Here is a 17318-nt window from a genome sequence, read left to right on the forward strand (position 1 = left end):
CCCTTCGTGGCTTCCGTACGGCCCGTTCGAATCCGGCGGTGCCCTGTCCCACCGCTGCGCCGGGTGAGCGGCATGTGGGTGACGCACTGTCAGCGGGGTCGGGCAGCGCCGTCCAACCGTTCGAGACCTCCCGGACAGGCTCTGGCCTCGTGAAACGTCCGGTTCGCCGTGCTGTGGAGCAACAGCCCGCCGCCTACGCTGAGTTCAGGGGCGCCCTCTCCCGTGACGGACTCTCAAGGCTGAGGAGCACTGACTTGACGGACCTCGTACTGCTCGCGGGCGGATCGGTGACGATGACCCATCACGTCACCGGTACCTACTTCATGTGCAACGACTGGCACGACGGTGTCGGCAACCACACCCAGACCTGGGCCCAGGACCCGTTCGCCAAGGACAACACCTCGCATCGGTGGTTCCTGCGGGCGAACGCGGACGGCGCCACCGTGCGGATCGAGTCGTACGCGAACCACCGCTGCCTCACGGCAGGGGCCAACCCGCCCGACACCGTGACCCTCCGAGAGCACACGGACAGCCTCAGCCAGCACTGGCGGCTGGTCTCCCACGCGGAGCGGGGCAATGACTTCTACCTGGTCTCCGTCGTGCACCCGCGCTATGCCCTGGCCATCGCCGACCACCTCCAGGGCAACGACCGGCTGGTGGGCCTGACCCGCATGTGGGGCGGGCCGAACCTCTCCCAGCTGTGGCGGATCTACCCCTCGTCGGAGGACCAGGGGTGACTCCGCACGAGAACGCGCGCGACTGACGAGGAAGCCCCGGCCGGGCCCGCACGGCCGGCCGGGGCTTCCTCCGGTCACCCTCGTCGCAGCAGGACGGGTGTCACGGCAGGTTCCGCGCCATCACGATGCGCTGGACCTGGTTGGTGCTCTCGTAGATCTACGTGCTTTACAGGTCATACGGCTCTGACCTGCACGAACACCCTCCCAGAGGGGCCTGCCCCAGCATTTCCCCATGATCGTCAAGGGTCTGCCCAGGTAGGGCTGGCACTGATGACATCCCCTCCGGACGGTCCGAGGAGTGGCAGGCTTCGGGCAGGTTACGCGGTTTCCTGTTCCGTCAACCGTGATCGCTTGACCGGTGCGCCTCACCCTCGGGAGCATCAACCCAGATGCGGGGCACTGGCAGCGGCATGGGAGAGGGGAACCCAGACCATGAAGGTCACCAAGCTGGTCAGCACGTGCGACATCAAGGACTGTCCGACCATCTACGCGACGGACCGAGGCACCTTCCTGGTTCAAGGCGAGACGCCCACCGATCACGGGCTGGAGATTCCCGCTCACGAAACCCTGGTCGAGATCCCCATGGAACTGATTCAGAAGGCCATCCGTGACAACCTCCTCTAAGACTCTCGGCGACCTCTTCGACTCTTTCGAGCGCGAGGCGTTCCGCCTGGAAACCCTGGACGACTATAGCCAGTCCGGGAACGTGGAAGCTTTCCAGGCATTCCAGGCCGGGGAGCCTCAGCCGGAGGGCTACAACGCGGGCTGGATCGAAGAACTCCGCTCACACACCGAGAAGGGGAAGCGGGTTTACCGGGTGCACATTCTGTCGCGCCCGCTCACGGACTATCTTCGCTTCGAACTCGGGTGGGGCTACCGGAAGAACATGACCGGAGGCGAAGAGTTCTTCATCCTCGACACCACCGAAAAGCCCAACCCGCTGGAGAATGTCCCGGACTTCTGGTTCTTCGACTCTACCTCCGTGGCCGTCATGAACTACGACGAAAACGGGAAGTACCTCGGATCGGAAGTACTACCGCCGGAACGCGCGGCGGAATTCACGCAGTACCGTGACGCGGCACTCGCACAGGCAGAACCGTTCAACAAATGGTGGGCAAAGTACGGGGTGTGAACAGAGCACAGCTTGGGGCCGCGCTGCGGGCTCTGCGAATGGCTTCCGGGAAGGGGCCAAAGCAGTGGCTCGCAGCGCCCTCATGTCTCCGTCCAAGCTGTCCAAGATCGAGAATGCCAAGCTGGCACCCAGCGCAACAGACGTTGAGCGCATCCTGACAGCCATCGGCGTGTCGGACGAGGTCAAGGCCGAGTACACGGACGCGGCCCGAGCCTCGGCGACCGAGGCGACAGCGTGGCGACTTCTGAAGCGGATCGGGGTCCACAAGGGCCAGCAGGCCGCCAAGGCCCTGGAAGCCCAGATGTCGACGCTGCGGCTGTTCCAACCCGCACTCGTCCCTGGACTACTCCAGACGCCCGAATACATCCGAGCCATTCTGAAACGCCACGATCTGAGTGAGGACGCCCTCACGCGGACAATCAACGGACGACTTGAACGACAAGCGATTCTCTACGACAACGCCAAGTCACTTCGGTTCGTTATCACGGAGCCAGTTCTACGCTGGCGAATCGTCCCGGTACAGATGATGGCTGCACAGCTGGACCGCATCGCTTCCATATCTCGACTACCGCATGTGGACATCCGTGTAGTTCCGCTGGCGATTCAGCAGCAGGACATCGCTAATCACGCGTTCGTCATCCGTGACGACCGAATGGTCACCATAGAAACGGTTCACGCAGAGGTGGTCGTCACAGACCCCCGGGATGTAAGTCTGTACGTTGATAAGTTCGAAAGATTCGAGCAGGTGGCGCTGGCCGGCGCGGATATGCGGAATCTGATCGAGGGCATCCGGAACGACTTTTTGCGGGAACAGGAAACAGGCTAGAGATGCATCCATGACCCGCCGAAGATGGCGGCATGGAGAGCGAAGAGAGAACGTCCGGTCCTGCGACCGAACCCACGGCGGGGACGTGCCTGTCGGAGCTGCCGCGCGAGCCGTCACCCGTGCCCGGCTGCCCCGCGTGCCTTTCTCAGTCGGTCGCCCGCGAGAACGCCCGCTCGGGCAGTGACTACAGCGCCGTATCTGACGCCAACGTGAGGATGCGTCAGCACCAGAGAGACGAGCACGCGGGGAACCAGCCGTGAGCGTCACGGCCGAGGACATCGGTAAGCGGGTCCAGGACGCCTCCGGAAGGATCGGCATCCTCCGCGACGTGATGGGGGACTACGAGGACCCTGGGGAGCTGCCGGGCGAACGGCAGAAGCGCTCCGTTGCCTTCCTGTGGCCCGAAGGCGGCGGAAGAGGGTGGTTGGCCCCTCCGCAGCAAGTAACGCGCGCCTGAAACCCCAGATCCCTCGGGAGAACTCCGTGTTCGTTCAGGATCTGCTGAACCTGCTAGCACCCCGAACGGGTCAGGTGGACCCGGCGTCGTGCGTCCAATGCGCAACGCTCCGCAAGCGGGTTCGTGCAGCCAATCGATCCGGGAGTCCGGCCAAGGCGCTGGAAACCGTCGAAGCAATGCGGCTGCACAAGCGCTATGGACACCCCGAGGACGCGCGACAACTCCCCTCTGACCTCTCCACGCACGGTCCCCAACTGACCTAGGTGAAACAGACTCCCGCCCGGTATGGGCGGCGGCGGTCAGCCATGGCCGCGATTAGTTGAGCAGGAAGGTGCAGTGATGCAGAACGGAACCGACCTGTACGCGCTCGACATCAACGGGGCCTCGTTCGTCCAGGCGTGTGGCGGCCCCTGCACCGAGGGGTGCGTGACGCTGGCCCAGATCGGCGACGACGCCTGGGCCCTCGGTGACAGCAAGCGGCCGGACGCGCAGCCGCTGCGGTTCACCACGGAGGAGCTGGACGCGGCCGGTATCGACCCGGCGCGGTTCGGCCTGAACGTCTGATCCTCCCTCCCCGCCAGCCGGGCTCGGCTCCCCCGTCGCTCCAGGGCCGGGCCCGGCTGGTCCCCCGACCGCCGACACCGAACGGGACTGACTGGTGCACCATCACGGCTATCTGTGGACCGGCCCGAAGGAGCGTTTCGATAATGAAGCTCTACGACGACCGCCACACCCTGACCCTCCGCCAGCACCGGTTTCCGATCAGGACGTACAGGCAGAGCGGCTGCTCAAGCGCTACCGGGAAGTGGTCGCAGAGTTCCCCACTGCCGACCTCCCGCCAATCGAAACGGCGTACTGGCTCATCAAGCCCCGCCCCCTCGTTCGTGGCACCTGGGACGAGTCAAAGGAAGCGGCGTACTGGCTCGGTGAACAGCTGGCCGTGTACGCGCCGCGGTTCGTATCGGAGAGAGACCGCGACACCACGCGCCTGGCCCGGCTGGTGAACGCTGCTGCCGAGCAACTGTGCTCGGGTGCTGATGTGTCATACGGCTTCTACCTGGAACGTCCCTCGTATCTGTCCCTGGCAGTGGTGACCTGTTCCCCGAATCGCGCGAACGCTGAACTGGCCTGCCCAGTCGCGTAGTCGAAGCAACAAAGAAGCCCCGGCCTTTTGGCCGGGGCTCGTTTGGTTGGTTAGAGCAGTGCCCGGAAGGGGTTGAAGTCTGCGAGCGGTTCTGACCGCTTCGGTTCCGGCACAGACTCGGGGGCCTGCTTGGGTGCCGGGCGGTAAGCGTCGAGGCGAACGACCCGCGCGCGGTTTCGCTCACGCTCCGCGCTGGCCGGCTGCGCCTGTACGTGACGGGAAGTGTTCCGGTTCTTGTTGCTGTCCGTGCTGGCCGGCTGCGGCACAGAGTCACCGGAAGCGTCACCGCGGAGTGAGAAAACGGTAGCCGGTCGGCCTGTCTTCCCCGCCCGTTCCACGGTGACGACGATTCCGGACAGTTCCTTGACCTCTGCGGCCGTCGCTCCGACGTACGGGAGTACCTGAGAGGACGTAGCGCGTCCGCCGTGCATTTCGATCCTGGCCCGCACCTTGTCCTCAAGGCTGAGCGGCTGACGCTTCACCTTCGGAGAGGTAGCCCCCTTGGTGATCCGGACTGCGTCCTGGACGGAACGGCGAACCAGGGTGAAGGCGGCCGACAGCATCTCTTCCACGCGCTATGTGGGCGTCACACAGAACCTTTTCCACGGGCATGAGCACGGTCTTACGCATAGCGCTGCATTCCTTTGCTAGGGCCGAAAGTCTCAGCGAGCGGCCGGAGCGTTGCTCCACGGCTTCCCGCTTGACCTTCATTCTTCCCCACCCTTACCATGGAACGATAACTAACAAATAACTGAAGCATTACTCAAATGTTTATGAATAACGGGGGTAATGCCTAATTAGAAAAGAATAGGACCCACCGGGGGTGCTGTCCCCTTCCATCGCGTTTGCCAATCAAATCCCCAGCGGCGAACAGTTCACATCTGGCGGCATCCGTAACACTTCTTCGGCTGATGCTTCAGTTTGTCGCCCCAGGGGTTCACTTTCCCAGTCAGTTCCAATCCGACGTGAATGGCGAACCCCTCGACACAGCGCGAGCACTGGGGCTCATCCCATGGACACTCATAACCAGCTCGGTGCATGCCGTCATGCGTTCCCGCCGCCCCGGGCTTGGCGGCCCGCCTGCTCACTCGTCCCCCTCGAAGGGCCAGCCCAGCCGCTTCATGCCGTCGGCCGTCAGCCCAAGGGCCGTGGCCAACTGGCGGAACTCGGTGAGGTGATCACGGGTAGCGGTGCCGTCAAGGATTTTGCCGTAATAGGTCAGCATGACTGCCACAGTCGGGACGTAGGACTCATCCCAGCGCGCGGACTGAGGGCTGCTCCACCATTGGTGCCATTGCTCGGATTCGGCATGTGACCAGCCCCTCACGGAAGGCAGATCAGGAACGGGTAGGCCGTGATCGTTCGGTAGCACGTCCAGTCCCTTGTATCGAGAGTGCGGCGAATTCGGATTACGCATTTTTGGCATGGACCCTCCGGTTTCCGTTTACGCGCCGTCGACGGCCGGCGCAGGCTTGCAGCCGGTCGGCAGCGGAGGGACTGCCCCGCCTTTCGGAACGGGATCTTCTCGTCACGCCAGTTCCCATACACCCATGACCGGGGCTTGTTCAGATACCCGGCCACGTCATCCACTGTCATCAGCTTGGTCAAGCGCTCCTCCGGAAACAGAAGGCCCCCGAGTCGCCTCGGGGGCCGTGAGTTATAAAGTTCTGCATTACGAGGGAGGTCGCTACCCCTTCGAAACCGCCATAGATTCGATGATCTTCGACGTTTTATCGGTCAGCTCTCCCCCGGCCTTTCCAGCGATCGTGCCCAAGTAGCCTTCACGCCGAGCCCGCTTCAAGTGATCCTTGATGGTCTCCGGCTTACGGCCGATCAGCTTCGCCAATCGCCTCACGGGGGCCACGGCTCCCATGTCGGCCATGGACGCGTAGGTGAACGAGAGAACAGCCAAGTAGCGCTCCGAAACACCTTCGCTGGCCAGCAGAAGCCCGGCCGTCTCCCCTGATTCGGTGAGCGCCTTCGCCGCGTCCTCCAACACGCTCTGAGCCTGCGGTGCCATCTTGGCCAGGTTCAGAGCCGCAGCAAGGTCGAGCCTGCGCAGCACAGTCGTGGAGATGCCACGGGCTACGTCCCGTGCGGGCGCATCGGCGGCCGGCTCGATGGTGATGCGCTGCGGGCCGCCAGTCACAGGCCCTGTCGGCCACCACATGCGAACCGTCCACCCCCCTTGCTGCTGCTCGATCTCAAAGCCGCTCTCATCTGCTCGCATACCCTCACCATACACCACCCTGAGGGCTCCACCCAGGGTTGACAACACAGGGTGGGCAAGCTCAATCTGAGGTCAGGTGCTCCCGGCACACCGGTCGAGCACTCCCCTTGGACAGAAAGGCCAGCACCTCCGTGGCTAGAGCTTGGGTTGCGCGTTCGAAGGACGACCCGAAGAAGTGGACGACGTTTTGGTATGACCCGGACGGCAAGCAACGGCAGAAGACGTTCGAGACCAAGAAGCGGGCTGACGACCAGCGCAAGCGCAAGGAACAGGAACTCGACGCCGGGACCTACCTGGACGACCGGTTGGGCAAGCAGCCCGTGACGGCCGTGTGGGAGCAGTGGACGAATCAAAGGAAGCTGGAGAACAGCACCAAGAAGCAGTACCGGTCCATCCAGAAGACGACTCTTGAGCCGTTCTTCAAGGCCCGTTCCATCGTGTTCCTGAAGGTCGCTGATGTTGAGCAGTGGCTCTTGTGGATGGAGCAGGACCGGAAGCTGTCCGCCCGCACACGGCGTCAGCGATTCTCGTTCTTCTCCGGGATGATGGACTGGGCTGTCGTCAACGAGATCGTCGGCCGGAACCCGTGCAAGAGGGTCAAGGGCGCGGGCAGCCGCGCCAAGGAGATCCGGGAGCAGAAGAGCACCGCAAGGCGGCTCACGACGCGGGAAGTTCTGGCGATGCTGGATGCCGCTCCTCCGCGATACCGCGCGATGTTGTGGCTCATGGCCGGGTGCGGCCTGCGGCTGGGTGAGGCCATGGCGGTGTCCCGCGATCAGATCGACTTCAAGGCCGAGACGCTTCGGGTCGACTTCCAGATTGCCGAGGACGGAGACACCGCGTCGGGCAAGAACAGCGCGATCCAGCGTCGGCACATCAAGGCTCGCGACGAAGGCGAGCCAGGGCGCACTGTCCCCCTCCCTCCGAACGTCGCCTTCGAGCTTCGGCGGCACATCAAGAACCACGGCGTATGGGGGCCGGAACGGCTTCTCTTCCCCAACGTGACGCGCACTGGCTACCTCTACGCGTCGTACTTCTACCCGAAGATCTGGATGGAGGCTCTGGGCAAGGGACAGGTGAAGTACTGCAAGGCGCACTCACTCAGGCACTACTACGGGTCGCGGCTGCTTTACGCCGGAGTCCCCGAGAACGATGTGACCGACTGGATGGGCCACAGCAGTACGGATGTGCTGAGGGAGCACTACCACTACATCTTCGAAGGGGCCGAGCAGCGCGGCCGGGCCGCCATCGCAACGATGTTGACGCCCGGCGCTGACGACCCGACGGAGGCATCAGAGGTCGCCTGATCCGCGTACGACAACAGCCCCCGGCAGCGCGCCGGGGGCTGTGTTGTTTGTGCAGGTCAGTAGCTGTTTTCAGCCGGGCATCCGCCCAGGATTCCCCCAGCATGACGCCCAGGAACGGCCCCGATCGGGCCGCAACGGGCAGAAAGCCAAGGGTGTCCCTCCGGACCTTCGAAATAGCTCCTGACCTGCAAAAACCCTGCTAGGGCAGGTTCCTTGCCATCACGATCCGCTGAACTTGGTTCGTGCCTTCATAAATCTGCGTGATCTTGGCGTCGCGCATCATCCGCTCCACCGGGTAGTCACGGGTGTAGCCGTACCCGCCGAGGAGCTGGACGGCGTCCGTGGTGACCTCCATCGCCACGTCCGAGGCGAAGCACTTGGCGGCGGCGCCCAGGTAGGTGAGGTCGGCGTCGCCGCGCTCGGAGGCGGCGGCGGCCTGGTAGGTCAGGGCGCGGGCGGCGGAGATCTTCATGGCCATGTCGGCGAGCATGAACTGGATGCCCTGGAAGTCGGCGATCGGCTTGCCGAACTGCTTGCGCTCCTGGACGTAGCCCTTGGCGTAGTCGAGGGCGCCCTGGGCGATGCCGAGGGCCTGGGCGGCGATGGTGATGCGGGTGTGGTCCAGCGTCTGCATCGCCGTGGCGAAGCCGGTGCCCTCCTCGCCGATCATGCGGTCCGCCGGGATGCGAACGTTGTCCAGGTAGACCTCGCGGGTCGGGGAGCCCTTGATGCCGAGCTTCTTCTCCGGGGCGCCGAACGAGACGCCCTCGTCGGACTTCTCGACGACGAACGCCGATATGCCCTTGGAGCGCTTCGTCGGGTCCGTGACCGCCATCACCGTGTAGTAGTCGGAGACGCCGGCGTTGGTGATCCAGCGCTTCACGCCGTTCAGCACGTAGTGGTCGCCGTCGCGGACGGCCTTGGTCTTCATGCCGGCCGCGTCCGAACCGGCGTCCGGCTCGGAGAGGCAGTACGAGAACATGCCCTCGCCCTTGGCGAGCGGGGTCATGTACTTCTTCTTCAGCTCCTCGGAGCCGGAGAGGATCACGGGCAGCGAGCCGAGCTTGTTCACGGCCGGGATGAGGGAGGAGGACGCGCAGACGCGGGCCACTTCCTCGATCACGATCACCGTGGCGAGCGCGTCCGCGCCCGCGCCGCCGTACTCCTCGGGCACGTGCACCGCGTGCAGGTCGTTCGCGACCAGCGCGTCCAGCGCCTCCTGTGGGAAGCGGGCGTCCTCGTCCACCGCGGCGGCGTGCGGCGCGATCTTCGCCTCGGCCAGCGAGCGGATCGCGTCGCGGAGCATGTCGTGCTCCTCGGACGGGCGGTACAGGTCGAAGTCAGCCGATCCGGCCAAGGTCTCTCACGCTCCAAGGACGCTGATTGGGAAGTGCGATGCTGGCGCTAATTACCGTTAAGTAACTCAAATTTTAGAGGTCGGCTCACGGGACGGGTACGTGAGCTTGGCGACAGCTGGGAAGTTGCCCTTCAGAGCCTCCGACTATGCTCGGGCGCGCACCTCCCCCGTACCCCTTTCTGGAGTCTCCATGGCCCTCAAGATCACCGTGATCGGCACCGGCTATCTCGGCGCGACGCACGCCGCGGCCATGGCCGAGCTCGGCTTCGAGGTGCTGGGGCTCGATGTCGTGCCCGAGAAGATCGAGATGCTCCGGCGCGGCGAGGTCCCGATGTACGAACCGGGTCTTGAGGAGCTGCTGCGCAAGCACGTGGCCGGGATCGAGGGGTCGACCGGGCGGCTTCGCTTCACCATGGACTGGGCCGAGGTCGGGGAGTTCGGCGATGTGCACTTCGTGTGCGTGAACACGCCGCAGCGGCACGGTGAGTACGCCTGCGACATGTCGTACGTCGACAACGCCTTCGCCCAGCTCGCCCCGTATCTGAAGAACGCCGCCCTGGTCGTCGGCAAGTCCACCGTCCCCGTCGGCTCCGCCGACCGCCTCGCCGCCTATCTGGCCGAGCACGCGCCGGCCGGCGAGGACGCCGAGCTGGCCTGGAACCCGGAGTTCCTGCGCGAGGGCTTCGCCGTCCAGGACACGCTGCGCCCGGACCGGATCGTGGTCGGCGTGCGCGGCGAGCGGGCCGAGAAGCTGCTGCGCGAGGTGTACGCGACGCCGATCGCCGACGGCTCCCCCTTCGTCGTCACCGACTTCCCCACCGCCGAGCTGGTCAAGACGTCCGCCAACTCCTTCCTCGCCACGAAGATCTCCTTCATCAACGCGATGGCGGAGGTGTGCGAGGCCGCCGGCGGCGACGTCGCCAAGCTGGCGGAGGCCATCGGCTACGACGACCGGATCGGACGGAAGTTCCTGCGGGCCGGGATCGGCTTCGGCGGCGGGTGTCTGCCCAAGGACATCCGCGCCTTCATGGCCCGCGCCGGTGAGCTGGGCGCCGACCAGGCGCTGACCTTCCTGCGCGAGATCGACTCGATCAACATGCGCCAGCGCGGCCAGATGGTGGAGCTGGCCCGGCAGGCGCTGGGCGGCGGGCCCTTCCTGGGCAAGCGGGTCGCGGTCCTCGGCGCGACCTTCAAGCCCGACTCGGACGACGTACGGGACTCGCCCGCGCTGAACGTCGCCGGGCAGATCCACCTCCAGGGCGGCCAGGTCACGGTGTACGACCCCAAGGGCATGGACAACGCCCGCCGGCTCTTCCCGACCCTCGGCTACGCCGACAGCGCGATCGAGGCGGTGCGCGGCGCGGACGTCGTCCTGCACCTCACGGAGTGGCGGGAGTTCCGCGAGCTGGACCCGGCCACGCTCGGCGAGGTCGCGGCGGCCCGGGTGATCCTGGACGGCCGCAACGCCCTCGACCCGGCGCTGTGGCGGAAGGCCGGCTGGAGCTACCGGGCGATGGGGCGCCCGACGGCCTAGGCCGGGAAGGACGTGACCGACCGGCGTTCCGACCGGCGGTCAGTCGTCCTCGTCCTCGAAGCTCCACCGCAGGTCGACCACCGCGGCGGGAGCGACCGCACGCACCGTCTCCTGCGAGCCCTGCTCCATTCGGTCGGCCCAGGCGCCGAAGCGGGTCACGATGATCGGGTAGTCGCTGCCCGCGAAGACCCGGCCGGCCGAGGCCTCCTCGGTGACGACCACGTCTCGGTCGAGGTCGTTGTCGGTGAGGAACGCGGTCAGTGCCGCGGCGACGCGCCCCGTCTCCTCTTCCGACTGGAGACCGGTGACATCAAGGCTGAGTCCAACAGAGATCGACATGCGGACAACCTACGGGCAGCCACTGACAGTGACGCGGGGACGCCGTTTCGGCCGAGGCTCAGTCGGCCGAAACGGCGTCTTGCCGCATTCTGCCCCACACCGGCCGCCCGGCGCCGGGTGAATCTTCAACAACCTTTCGGAATGGCCGACCCGCTCGGCCCGCGGGCCTACTTCGCTCGATAGCGCCGCATCTTCGCGCGCGCCCCGCACACCTGCATCGAGCACCAGCGGCCACGCCCCGCCGGACTGCGGTCGTAGTACGCCCAGTGACAGTCGACCGCCTCGCACGCCTTCAGCCGGGTCCAGGTGCCCTCGACGAGGGCCTGGGCGATCGCGGCCGCCACGCGGGAGAGCAGCGGGCCCTCGTGGGCCGGGGCGAGGGTGGCCGAACCGTCGGCGAGGTCGACCGCCACCACCAGCGGGCTCGCCGTCAGCAGTTCGCCGAGCGGGGTCACCGTGCGGTGCGGCGGATGGCCGGCGTGGGCGAGCAGGGCCACGCGCAGCGACTCCCGCAGCTCGCGGGCGCCGGGGACGTCCTCCTCGACCAGGCCGAGGCGCGCCCGGCCGTCCGCCGTGTCCAGCGCGTCGGCGCCCGACTCGATGTCCAGCGTGTTGACCAGTGCCTGGACCAGCTCCAGACCCCCGGGCGCGGGCGATCTCTCACTCATGGTCGAACGCTATCCCTCCATGCCCGGATCCCCTTGCGAGGTTACCGCCGATACGGGAGCATGGGGTAACCGCGTTACCTGTTGACGCAGATCACGGGTAACCAAGGATTCGAGGAGGAAGTCATGGCCATCGCTTCACTGGGTGCCGTCGTCCTGGACTGTCCCGACCCACGCGCCCTCGCCGACTTCTACGCGCGCGTGCTCGGCGGCAGCGTCGAGGGAGAGGGGGACTGGCTGGACCTGAAGGTGCCCGGCGGGCCGGCGCTGGCGTTCCAGGCCGCCCCCGGTCACGTGCCGCCGCAGTGGCCCGCGCCCGATCACTCGCAGCAGTTCCATCTGGACGTGACGGTCGAGGACCTGGACACGGCCGAGAAGGAGGTGCTGGCGCTGGGAGCGAAGCCGCTGGACACCGAGGACCGTTCGCGGACCTTCCGGGTCTACGCGGACCCGGCCGGGCACCCGTTCTGCCTGTGCGCCTGCTGACCCGACCGCGTTCGCTGATCGCGCCCTGCGCTGATCGGGCGCGGTTGATCCCTGGCACCCGGCGGCCGGCTACCCGTCCAGCTCGGAGATCTTCATCGTCGACGGCTCCCGGCGCCGCTGTGCCTCACGGGCCGTGAAGTCGGCCTCGCGCAGGACCCGTTGGACGTTGTCCCAGGTCAACAGCGCGATGTCGGTCTCGGCCCAGCCTCTGCGCAGCAGCTCGGCGACGAGGTGCGGATAGCAGGAGGCGTCCGCGAGGTCCTGCGGGTGGGCGGACCCGGCGTCGTAGGTGCCGGACAGGCCGACGGACTCAGGGCCGGCGACCTCACGGACGTGGTCGAGGTGGTCGGCGACGTCCCGGACGGACGGCCCGGTCTGCTCGGCGGTGAGCGGCACCATGCACAGGCCGCCCGCGGCGCCCAGTTCGGCGAGCAGGTCGTCGGGGAGGTTGGCCGGGTGCGGGCGCAGGGCGCGGGCGGCGGAGCGGGCGCACAGGACCGGCGCCTTGGAGACCGCGCACGCCCGGCGCACGGTGTCTGCGGAGGCGCCGGAGAGATCGGCCAGCACTCCGAGCCGATTCATCTCGCGCAGCACTTCCTCGCCGAACCGGGTCAGCCCCGCCTCACTCGCCCAGGACACCCCGGACAGCGTCAGGGAGCGCAGTCCGAGCCCGTGCAGGGACCGCAGGATGCCGAGCGAGTCACCTATCGCGTCGGCCCCCGCCGGTCCGGGCAGCACCGCGATCCGGCCGCAGTGCTGGACATCGGTGACCGGTCCGGGCGTACAGGCCAGGCGCAGGCCCTCGGGGTGGGCCCGTACGACGGTCTTCACCAGGTCCAGCTGATCGAGCGTGGCACCGACGGCCTGGTCGCCGGCCAGCCCCTCGGGCAGGTGCAGCGCCCAGAACAGCGCGGCGACATGGCCCTCGCGCATCCGGGGCACATCGGTGTCGACGGCGCTCTCGCCGAGCTCCAGGTCGAACCAGGGCAGATGACGCAGCGCCCACGGCAGTCCGCTGTAGCCGTCGGCGACGGGGCGGGCGGCGAGCAGCGCGTGGGCACGGTCGAGCAGACCGGCGTCGGGACCCTCACCGGAGTCGGCACCGGGCGGGGACGCCTTCCCCGCGGACGAGCCGGGCAGGTCATCGACTTCGCCGACCTCGGGGACGGGATCCAGTTCGTACTTGAGGTCTGCCATGGCGGTCTCCGTACGTGATCGGCGTCCTGATCAGCAGTACGGTTCACCGTCGCACGGACCCGGTGGGGTCACCCGGTGGGTGGTGCGTTCGGGGGTACGGGGCGACAACTCGCGTGGAACGGTACACGCGGGGGTACGCGCGTGGGGGCACGCGCGCGTGGTCCAGCGTTCGCCCCACCCGCCCTCGCACACGGACTTCCGGTATGACCGGAAGTCCGTGCTCAGCCGTCCAGCTCCTCGATGGTCGCGTTGGACGGCCCGCGCGTGGCCTGGAGGTCACGGGCGACGTCCTCCGCCGCGCCCAGCACCCGTACCGCGTTCTGCCAGGTCAGCTTGGCCAGGTCGGCCCGGGACCAGCCGCGGTCCAGGAGTTCGGCGATGAGGTTGGGGTAGCCGGAGACGTCGTTCAGGCCGTCGGGGGTGAAGGCGGTGCCGTCGTAGTCGCCGCCGATGCCGAGGTGGTCGATGCCGGCGGCCTCGCGCATGTGGTCCAGGTGGTCCGCGACCGTGGACACCGTGGCGACCGGACGCGGGTTGGCCTCCTCGAAGGCGCGGTGCACCTTCATCGCCTCGGCGGTGGTGTCGAGGTGGTGGAAGCCGTGCGCGCGCATGTTCGCGTCGGCCTCGGCCGTCCAGTCGACGGCGGCCTGGAGCACGAACTTCGGCACGAACGTCACCATCGCGACGCCGCCGTTGCCCGGGAGGCGTTCGAGGACGTCGTCGGGGATGTTGCGCGGGTGGTCGCAGACCGCGCGGGATGAGGAGTGGGAGAAGATCACCGGGGCCGAAGTGGCGTCCATCGCGTCGCGCATCGTCGTCGCCGCCACGTGCGAGAGGTCGACGAGCATGCCCTCGCGGTTCATCTCCCGTACGACCTCGCGGCCGAAGGCCGACAGCCCGCCCACTGCGGGCTCGTCCGTCGCCGAGTCGGCCCACGCGATGTTGTCGTTGTGGGTCAGGGTCATGTAGCGGACCCCGAGCGCGTACAGGGACCGCAGCGTCGCCAGGGAGTCGGCGATGGAGTGGCCGCCCTCCGCACCGATCAGGGAGGCGATACGGCCCTCCGCGCGCGCCGCCTCCATGTCCGCCGCCGTCAGCGCCGGGCGCAGGTCTGCCGGGTAGCGGGCCAGCAGCTGCCGTACGCAGTCGATCTGTTCGAGGGTGGCGCTGACCGCCTTGTCGCCGGCGTAGTCCGAGCGGACGTACACCGACCAGTACTGCGCGCCCACGCCGCCCTCGCGCAGCCGCGGGAGATCGGTGTGCAGGTGGGCGCCCTGGTGGGTGGCGATGTCCCGGGCGTCGAGGTCGTAGCGGACCTGTTCGCGCAGGGCCCACGGGAGGTCGTTGTGGCCGTCGACGACCGGGAACTCGCGCAGGAGTTCCCGGGCTGCCGCCAACGAAGCGGAGGTCATCGACGTCACTTCCCCGAGCCGAAGCCGAAGCCGCTCGCGCCCTCGACCTTGGCGCGCAGGCGCTTGCCCTTCTCGGTGGCCTGGTCGTTGAGTTCCTGCTGGAACTCGCGCATCCGCTGGAGCAGGTCCTCGTCGTGGGCGGCGAGGATGCGGGCGGCCAGCAGGCCCGCGTTGCGCGCGCCGGCGACGGAGACGGTGGCGACCGGGACGCCGGCCGGCATCTGCACGATCGAGAGCAGCGAGTCCATGCCGTCGAGGTACTTCAGCGGGACCGGGACGCCGATGACGGGCAGCGGCGTGACCGAGGCCAGCATGCCGGGGAGGTGGGCGGCGCCACCGGCCCCGGCGATGATCACCTTCAGGCCCCGCTCGGCCGCCTGCTCGCCGTAGGTGACCATCTCGCGCGGCATGCGGTGCGCGGAGACGACGTCGACCTCGTACTCGATCTCGAACTCGTCGAGGGCCTGCGCGGCGGCCTCCATGACGGGCCAGTCGGAGTCCGAACCCATGACGATGCCAACAACGGGGCTCATTCGGTGATCGTGCCTCTCAGGTAGCCGGCAGCGTGACGGGCGCGCTCCAGCACGTCGTCGAGGTCGTCGCCGTAGGTGTTGACGTGGCCGACCTTGCGTCCGGGCTTCACGTCCTTGCCGTACATGTGGATCTTCAGCTGGGGGTCGCGGGCCATGCAGTGCAGATACGCGGAGTACATGTCCGGGTAGTCGCCGCCGAGGACGTTGACCATGACCGTCCACTTGGCGCGCGGGCGCGGGTCGCCCAGGGGGAGGTCCAGGACCGCGCGGACGTGATTGGCGAACTGCGAGGTGATCGCGCCGTCCTGGGTCCAGTGGCCCGAGTTGTGCGGGCGCATCGCCAGCTCGTTGACGAGGATGCGGCCGTCGCGGGTCTGGAACAGCTCGACGGCGAGGTGGCCGACGACGTCCAGTTCCTTGGCGATCGTCAGAGCGAGTTCCTCGGCCTTGAGCGCGAGGGTCTCGTCCAGGTCGGGTGCCGGGGCTATGACCGTGTCGCAGACTCCGGCCACCTGCTGGGACTCGACCACGGGGTAGGCGACCGCCTGGCCGTGCGGGGAGCGGACGACGTTCGCGGCGAGTTCGCGAACGTAGTCGACCTTCTCCTCGGCGAGCACCGGGACACCGGCGCGGAACGGGTCCTCGGCCTCCTCGGGCGAGTCGACGACCCAGACGCCCTTGCCGTCGTAACCGCCGCGGACGGTCTTGAGGACGACCGGGAAGCCGTCGCCCTCGGCGCCCTCGGGCAGGCCCTCGGCCGCGAAGGCGGCCACGTCCTGTGGATCGGTCACGATGCGGTGCCGTGGACACGGCACGCCGATCGCGTCGAGTCTCGCTCGCATCACGCCCTTGTCCTGGGCGTGCACGAGCGCGTCGGGGCCCGGGCGCACGGGGATGCCGTCCGCCTCCAGAGCCCTGAGGTGCTCGGTGGGTACGTGTTCGTGATCAAAAGTGATCACATCGCAGCCCCTCGCGAACTCGCGGAGCGTGTCGAGGTCGCGATAGTCGCCGATGACGACATCGCTGACGACCTGCGCCGCGGAATCCTGAGGGGTGTCACTGAGAAGCTTGAACCTGATGCCCAACGGGATGCCCGCCTCGTGTGTCATACGAGCGAGCTGGCCCCCGCCGACCATGCCGACTACCGGGAACGTCACGCCCCTAGGGTATCGGCCGCTCCGGGGCGACCCTCTTACCGGACTTTTTCGAGCCTCTTCCCGTCCTGTGTCCCGACCTATGAGCTCGCCCACAGGCAATCGACCAGGGGGGTGGTTAGCATGGCTGAGTTGACGGAAACCGACCGACGAATCGACCGACAGGAGCCTTCACGACCATGGGACGTGGTTCCTCGGGGCTTCAATCGGCGCCTCCTCCGGTACCTCGTAGTGCCGTACGGCAGCGCTTCGACCGGCTGGTGCGTGAGGTTGCCAAGTTCGGTGCGGTGGGTGGAGCGGGGCTTCTGGTCAATCTCCTCGTGTTCAACCTGGTGCGGCAGGTGACCGATCTCCAGGTGGTGCGGGCGAGTGTCATCGCCACTGTCGTCGCGATCATCTTCAACTACCTCGGGTTCCGGTACTTCACGTACCGGGACCGGGACAAGAGCCGGCGTACCAAGGAACTGGGTCTGTTCCTGCTGTTCAGCGTGGTCGGTCTGGTGATCGAGAACGGTGTGCTGTACGCGGCGACGTACGGCTTCGGCTGGGACAGCCCGCTCCAGAGCAACATCTTCAAGTTCCTCGGCATCGGGGTGGCGACGCTGTTCCGGTTCTGGTCGTACCGGACGTGGGTGTTCCGGGCGTTGCCCGCTGAGGAGCCGTCGGCGGGCGCGGAATCGTTCCTGGAGCGGGGGCAGCGGGCCGAGAAGGCCCGGGTTCGCCAGCGCGTGGGCTGACACCGCGTTCTCCGCCCCCGCCGCCCCTACCCGTCCCGTCCCTGGGGGCTGCGCCCCCAGACCCCCGCCAT

General features: G+C 67.3%; 20 protein-coding genes. 11 read left to right on the forward strand and 9 right to left on the reverse strand.

Going from position 1 to position 17318, the window contains the following annotated elements:
* Nucleotides 1-254: 254 nt before the first annotated feature.
* From ACZ4UU_RS04570 to ACZ4UU_RS04600, 7 genes are all read left to right on the forward strand, one after another.
* Nucleotides 255-737, forward strand: coding sequence for an RICIN domain-containing protein (locus ACZ4UU_RS04570; protein ID WP_468036457.1), 483 nt, complete (start codon nt 255-257; stop codon nt 735-737).
* A gap of 432 nt (nt 738-1169) precedes the next feature.
* A complete protein-coding gene (locus ACZ4UU_RS04575; RefSeq protein WP_358991807.1) occupies nt 1170-1361 on the forward strand; it encodes a hypothetical protein in 192 nt (63 codons plus the stop codon).
* Nucleotides 1345-1869, forward strand: a complete 525-nt coding sequence (locus ACZ4UU_RS04580) for a DUF6879 family protein (RefSeq protein WP_468036458.1) — start codon at nt 1345-1347, stop codon at nt 1867-1869. The genes ACZ4UU_RS04575 and ACZ4UU_RS04580 overlap by 17 nt, the downstream gene beginning before the upstream one ends.
* Nucleotides 1870-1951: 82 nt before the next feature.
* Nucleotides 1952-2695: a DUF5753 domain-containing protein gene (locus tag ACZ4UU_RS04585; RefSeq protein ID WP_468036459.1), complete on the forward strand. Its 744-nt coding sequence runs from the start codon at nt 1952-1954 to the stop codon at nt 2693-2695.
* A gap of 256 nt (nt 2696-2951) precedes the next feature.
* Nucleotides 2952-3152: a hypothetical protein gene (locus ACZ4UU_RS04590; protein ID WP_468036460.1), complete on the forward strand. Its 201-nt coding sequence runs from the start codon at nt 2952-2954 to the stop codon at nt 3150-3152.
* 339 nt (nt 3153-3491) lie between these two features.
* Nucleotides 3492-3716: a DUF397 domain-containing protein gene (locus ACZ4UU_RS04595; RefSeq protein ID WP_468036461.1), complete on the forward strand. Its 225-nt coding sequence runs from the start codon at nt 3492-3494 to the stop codon at nt 3714-3716.
* Between the two features lie 94 nt (nt 3717-3810).
* Entirely contained in the window at nt 3811-4296 is a 486-nt protein-coding gene (locus ACZ4UU_RS04600; protein ID WP_468036462.1) for a hypothetical protein, read from the forward strand.
* A 1084-nt stretch (nt 4297-5380) separates the two neighbouring features.
* Here ACZ4UU_RS04600 and ACZ4UU_RS04605 read toward each other — a convergent pair.
* Together ACZ4UU_RS04605 and ACZ4UU_RS04610 are read right to left on the reverse strand one after the other, a co-directional pair.
* Nucleotides 5381-5722 (reverse strand): phage terminase small subunit, encoded by a 342-nt coding sequence (locus ACZ4UU_RS04605; protein WP_468036463.1) that lies wholly within the window; start codon nt 5720-5722, stop codon nt 5381-5383.
* A gap of 261 nt (nt 5723-5983) precedes the next feature.
* Nucleotides 5984-6526 carry a hypothetical protein gene (locus ACZ4UU_RS04610; protein WP_468036464.1) on the reverse strand — a complete coding sequence of 181 codons (543 nt, stop codon included), beginning with the start codon at nt 6524-6526 and terminating at the stop codon, nt 5984-5986.
* Between the two features lie 38 nt (nt 6527-6564).
* Between ACZ4UU_RS04610 and ACZ4UU_RS04615 the strand changes: the two genes are divergently transcribed.
* Nucleotides 6565-7833 (forward strand): tyrosine-type recombinase/integrase, encoded by a 1269-nt coding sequence (locus ACZ4UU_RS04615; RefSeq protein WP_468036465.1) that lies wholly within the window; start codon nt 6565-6567, stop codon nt 7831-7833.
* 199 nt (nt 7834-8032) lie between these two features.
* Here ACZ4UU_RS04615 and ACZ4UU_RS04620 read toward each other — a convergent pair whose 3' ends face one another.
* Nucleotides 8033-9190, reverse strand: coding sequence for an acyl-CoA dehydrogenase (locus ACZ4UU_RS04620; protein WP_468036466.1), 1158 nt, complete (start codon nt 9188-9190; stop codon nt 8033-8035).
* A 190-nt stretch (nt 9191-9380) separates the two neighbouring features.
* Here ACZ4UU_RS04620 and ACZ4UU_RS04625 point away from each other — a divergent pair, with 190 nt between their 5' ends.
* Nucleotides 9381-10724: a UDP-glucose dehydrogenase family protein gene (locus tag ACZ4UU_RS04625; protein ID WP_468036467.1), complete on the forward strand. Its 1344-nt coding sequence runs from the start codon at nt 9381-9383 to the stop codon at nt 10722-10724.
* A gap of 39 nt (nt 10725-10763) precedes the next feature.
* Here ACZ4UU_RS04625 and ACZ4UU_RS04630 read toward each other — a convergent pair whose 3' ends face one another.
* Together ACZ4UU_RS04630 and ACZ4UU_RS04635 are read right to left on the reverse strand one after the other, a co-directional pair.
* On the reverse strand, nt 10764-11063 hold the full coding sequence (locus ACZ4UU_RS04630) for a hypothetical protein (protein ID WP_468036468.1): 300 nt from the start codon (nt 11061-11063) through the stop codon (nt 10764-10766).
* Nucleotides 11064-11230: 167 nt separating this feature from the next.
* Nucleotides 11231-11731, reverse strand: coding sequence for a CGNR zinc finger domain-containing protein (locus ACZ4UU_RS04635; RefSeq protein WP_468036469.1), 501 nt, complete (start codon nt 11729-11731; stop codon nt 11231-11233).
* A 123-nt stretch (nt 11732-11854) separates the two neighbouring features.
* Between ACZ4UU_RS04635 and ACZ4UU_RS04640 the strand changes: the two genes are divergently transcribed.
* Nucleotides 11855-12214, forward strand: a complete 360-nt coding sequence (locus ACZ4UU_RS04640; protein ID WP_468036470.1) for a VOC family protein — start codon at nt 11855-11857, stop codon at nt 12212-12214.
* 69 nt (nt 12215-12283) lie between these two features.
* Here the strand turns inward: ACZ4UU_RS04640 and ACZ4UU_RS04645 are convergent, their stop codons facing one another.
* From ACZ4UU_RS04645 to ACZ4UU_RS04660, 4 genes are all read right to left on the reverse strand, one after another.
* Nucleotides 12284-13411, reverse strand: coding sequence for a dipeptidase (locus tag ACZ4UU_RS04645; protein ID WP_468036471.1), 1128 nt, complete (start codon nt 13409-13411; stop codon nt 12284-12286).
* A gap of 221 nt (nt 13412-13632) precedes the next feature.
* Nucleotides 13633-14823 carry a dipeptidase gene (locus ACZ4UU_RS04650; protein ID WP_468036472.1) on the reverse strand — a complete coding sequence of 397 codons (1191 nt, stop codon included), beginning with the start codon at nt 14821-14823 and terminating at the stop codon, nt 13633-13635.
* Between the two features lie 5 nt (nt 14824-14828).
* Nucleotides 14829-15356, reverse strand: coding sequence for a 5-(carboxyamino)imidazole ribonucleotide mutase (gene purE, locus ACZ4UU_RS04655; RefSeq protein WP_468036473.1), 528 nt, complete (start codon nt 15354-15356; stop codon nt 14829-14831).
* Nucleotides 15353-16513 (reverse strand): 5-(carboxyamino)imidazole ribonucleotide synthase, encoded by a 1161-nt coding sequence (locus ACZ4UU_RS04660; RefSeq protein WP_468036474.1) that lies wholly within the window; start codon nt 16511-16513, stop codon nt 15353-15355. Before ACZ4UU_RS04660 ends, purE begins: the two co-directional genes overlap by 4 nt.
* Before the next feature lie 176 nt (nt 16514-16689).
* Here ACZ4UU_RS04660 and ACZ4UU_RS04665 point away from each other — a divergent pair, with 176 nt between their 5' ends.
* Entirely contained in the window at nt 16690-17247 is a 558-nt protein-coding gene (locus ACZ4UU_RS04665) for a GtrA family protein (RefSeq protein ID WP_468036475.1), read from the forward strand.
* The last annotated feature ends 71 nt before the right edge of the window (nt 17248-17318 follow it).

The organism is Streptomyces sp. NPDC028907 (assembly GCF_055564995.1).

Bases quoted from the DNA above. Each gene is read 5' to 3' on its own strand.
- ACZ4UU_RS04575 (WP_358991807.1), top strand. From the start codon at position 1,170: ATGAAGGTCACCAAGCTGGTCAGCACGTGCGACATCAAGGACTGTCCG.
- ACZ4UU_RS04585 (WP_468036459.1), top strand. From the start codon at position 1,952: ATGTCTCCGTCCAAGCTGTCCAAGATCGAGAATGCCAAGCTGGCACCC.
- ACZ4UU_RS04595 (WP_468036461.1), top strand. From the start codon at position 3,492: ATGCAGAACGGAACCGACCTGTACGCGCTCGACATCAACGGGGCCTCG.
- ACZ4UU_RS04605 (WP_468036463.1), bottom strand. From the start codon at position 5,722: ATGCCAAAAATGCGTAATCCGAATTCGCCGCACTCTCGATACAAGGGA.
- ACZ4UU_RS04610 (WP_468036464.1), bottom strand. From the start codon at position 6,526: ATGCGAGCAGATGAGAGCGGCTTTGAGATCGAGCAGCAGCAAGGGGGG.
- ACZ4UU_RS04625 (WP_468036467.1), top strand. From the start codon at position 9,381: ATGGCCCTCAAGATCACCGTGATCGGCACCGGCTATCTCGGCGCGACG.
- ACZ4UU_RS04630 (WP_468036468.1), bottom strand. From the start codon at position 11,063: ATGTCGATCTCTGTTGGACTCAGCCTTGATGTCACCGGTCTCCAGTCG.
- ACZ4UU_RS04635 (WP_468036469.1), bottom strand. From the start codon at position 11,731: ATGAGTGAGAGATCGCCCGCGCCCGGGGGTCTGGAGCTGGTCCAGGCA.
- ACZ4UU_RS04640 (WP_468036470.1), top strand. From the start codon at position 11,855: ATGGCCATCGCTTCACTGGGTGCCGTCGTCCTGGACTGTCCCGACCCA.
- ACZ4UU_RS04645 (WP_468036471.1), bottom strand. From the start codon at position 13,411: ATGGCAGACCTCAAGTACGAACTGGATCCCGTCCCCGAGGTCGGCGAA.
- ACZ4UU_RS04650 (WP_468036472.1), bottom strand. From the start codon at position 14,823: ATGACCTCCGCTTCGTTGGCGGCAGCCCGGGAACTCCTGCGCGAGTTC.
- purE (WP_468036473.1), bottom strand. From the start codon at position 15,356: ATGAGCCCCGTTGTTGGCATCGTCATGGGTTCGGACTCCGACTGGCCC.
- ACZ4UU_RS04665 (WP_468036475.1), top strand. From the start codon at position 16,690: ATGGGACGTGGTTCCTCGGGGCTTCAATCGGCGCCTCCTCCGGTACCT.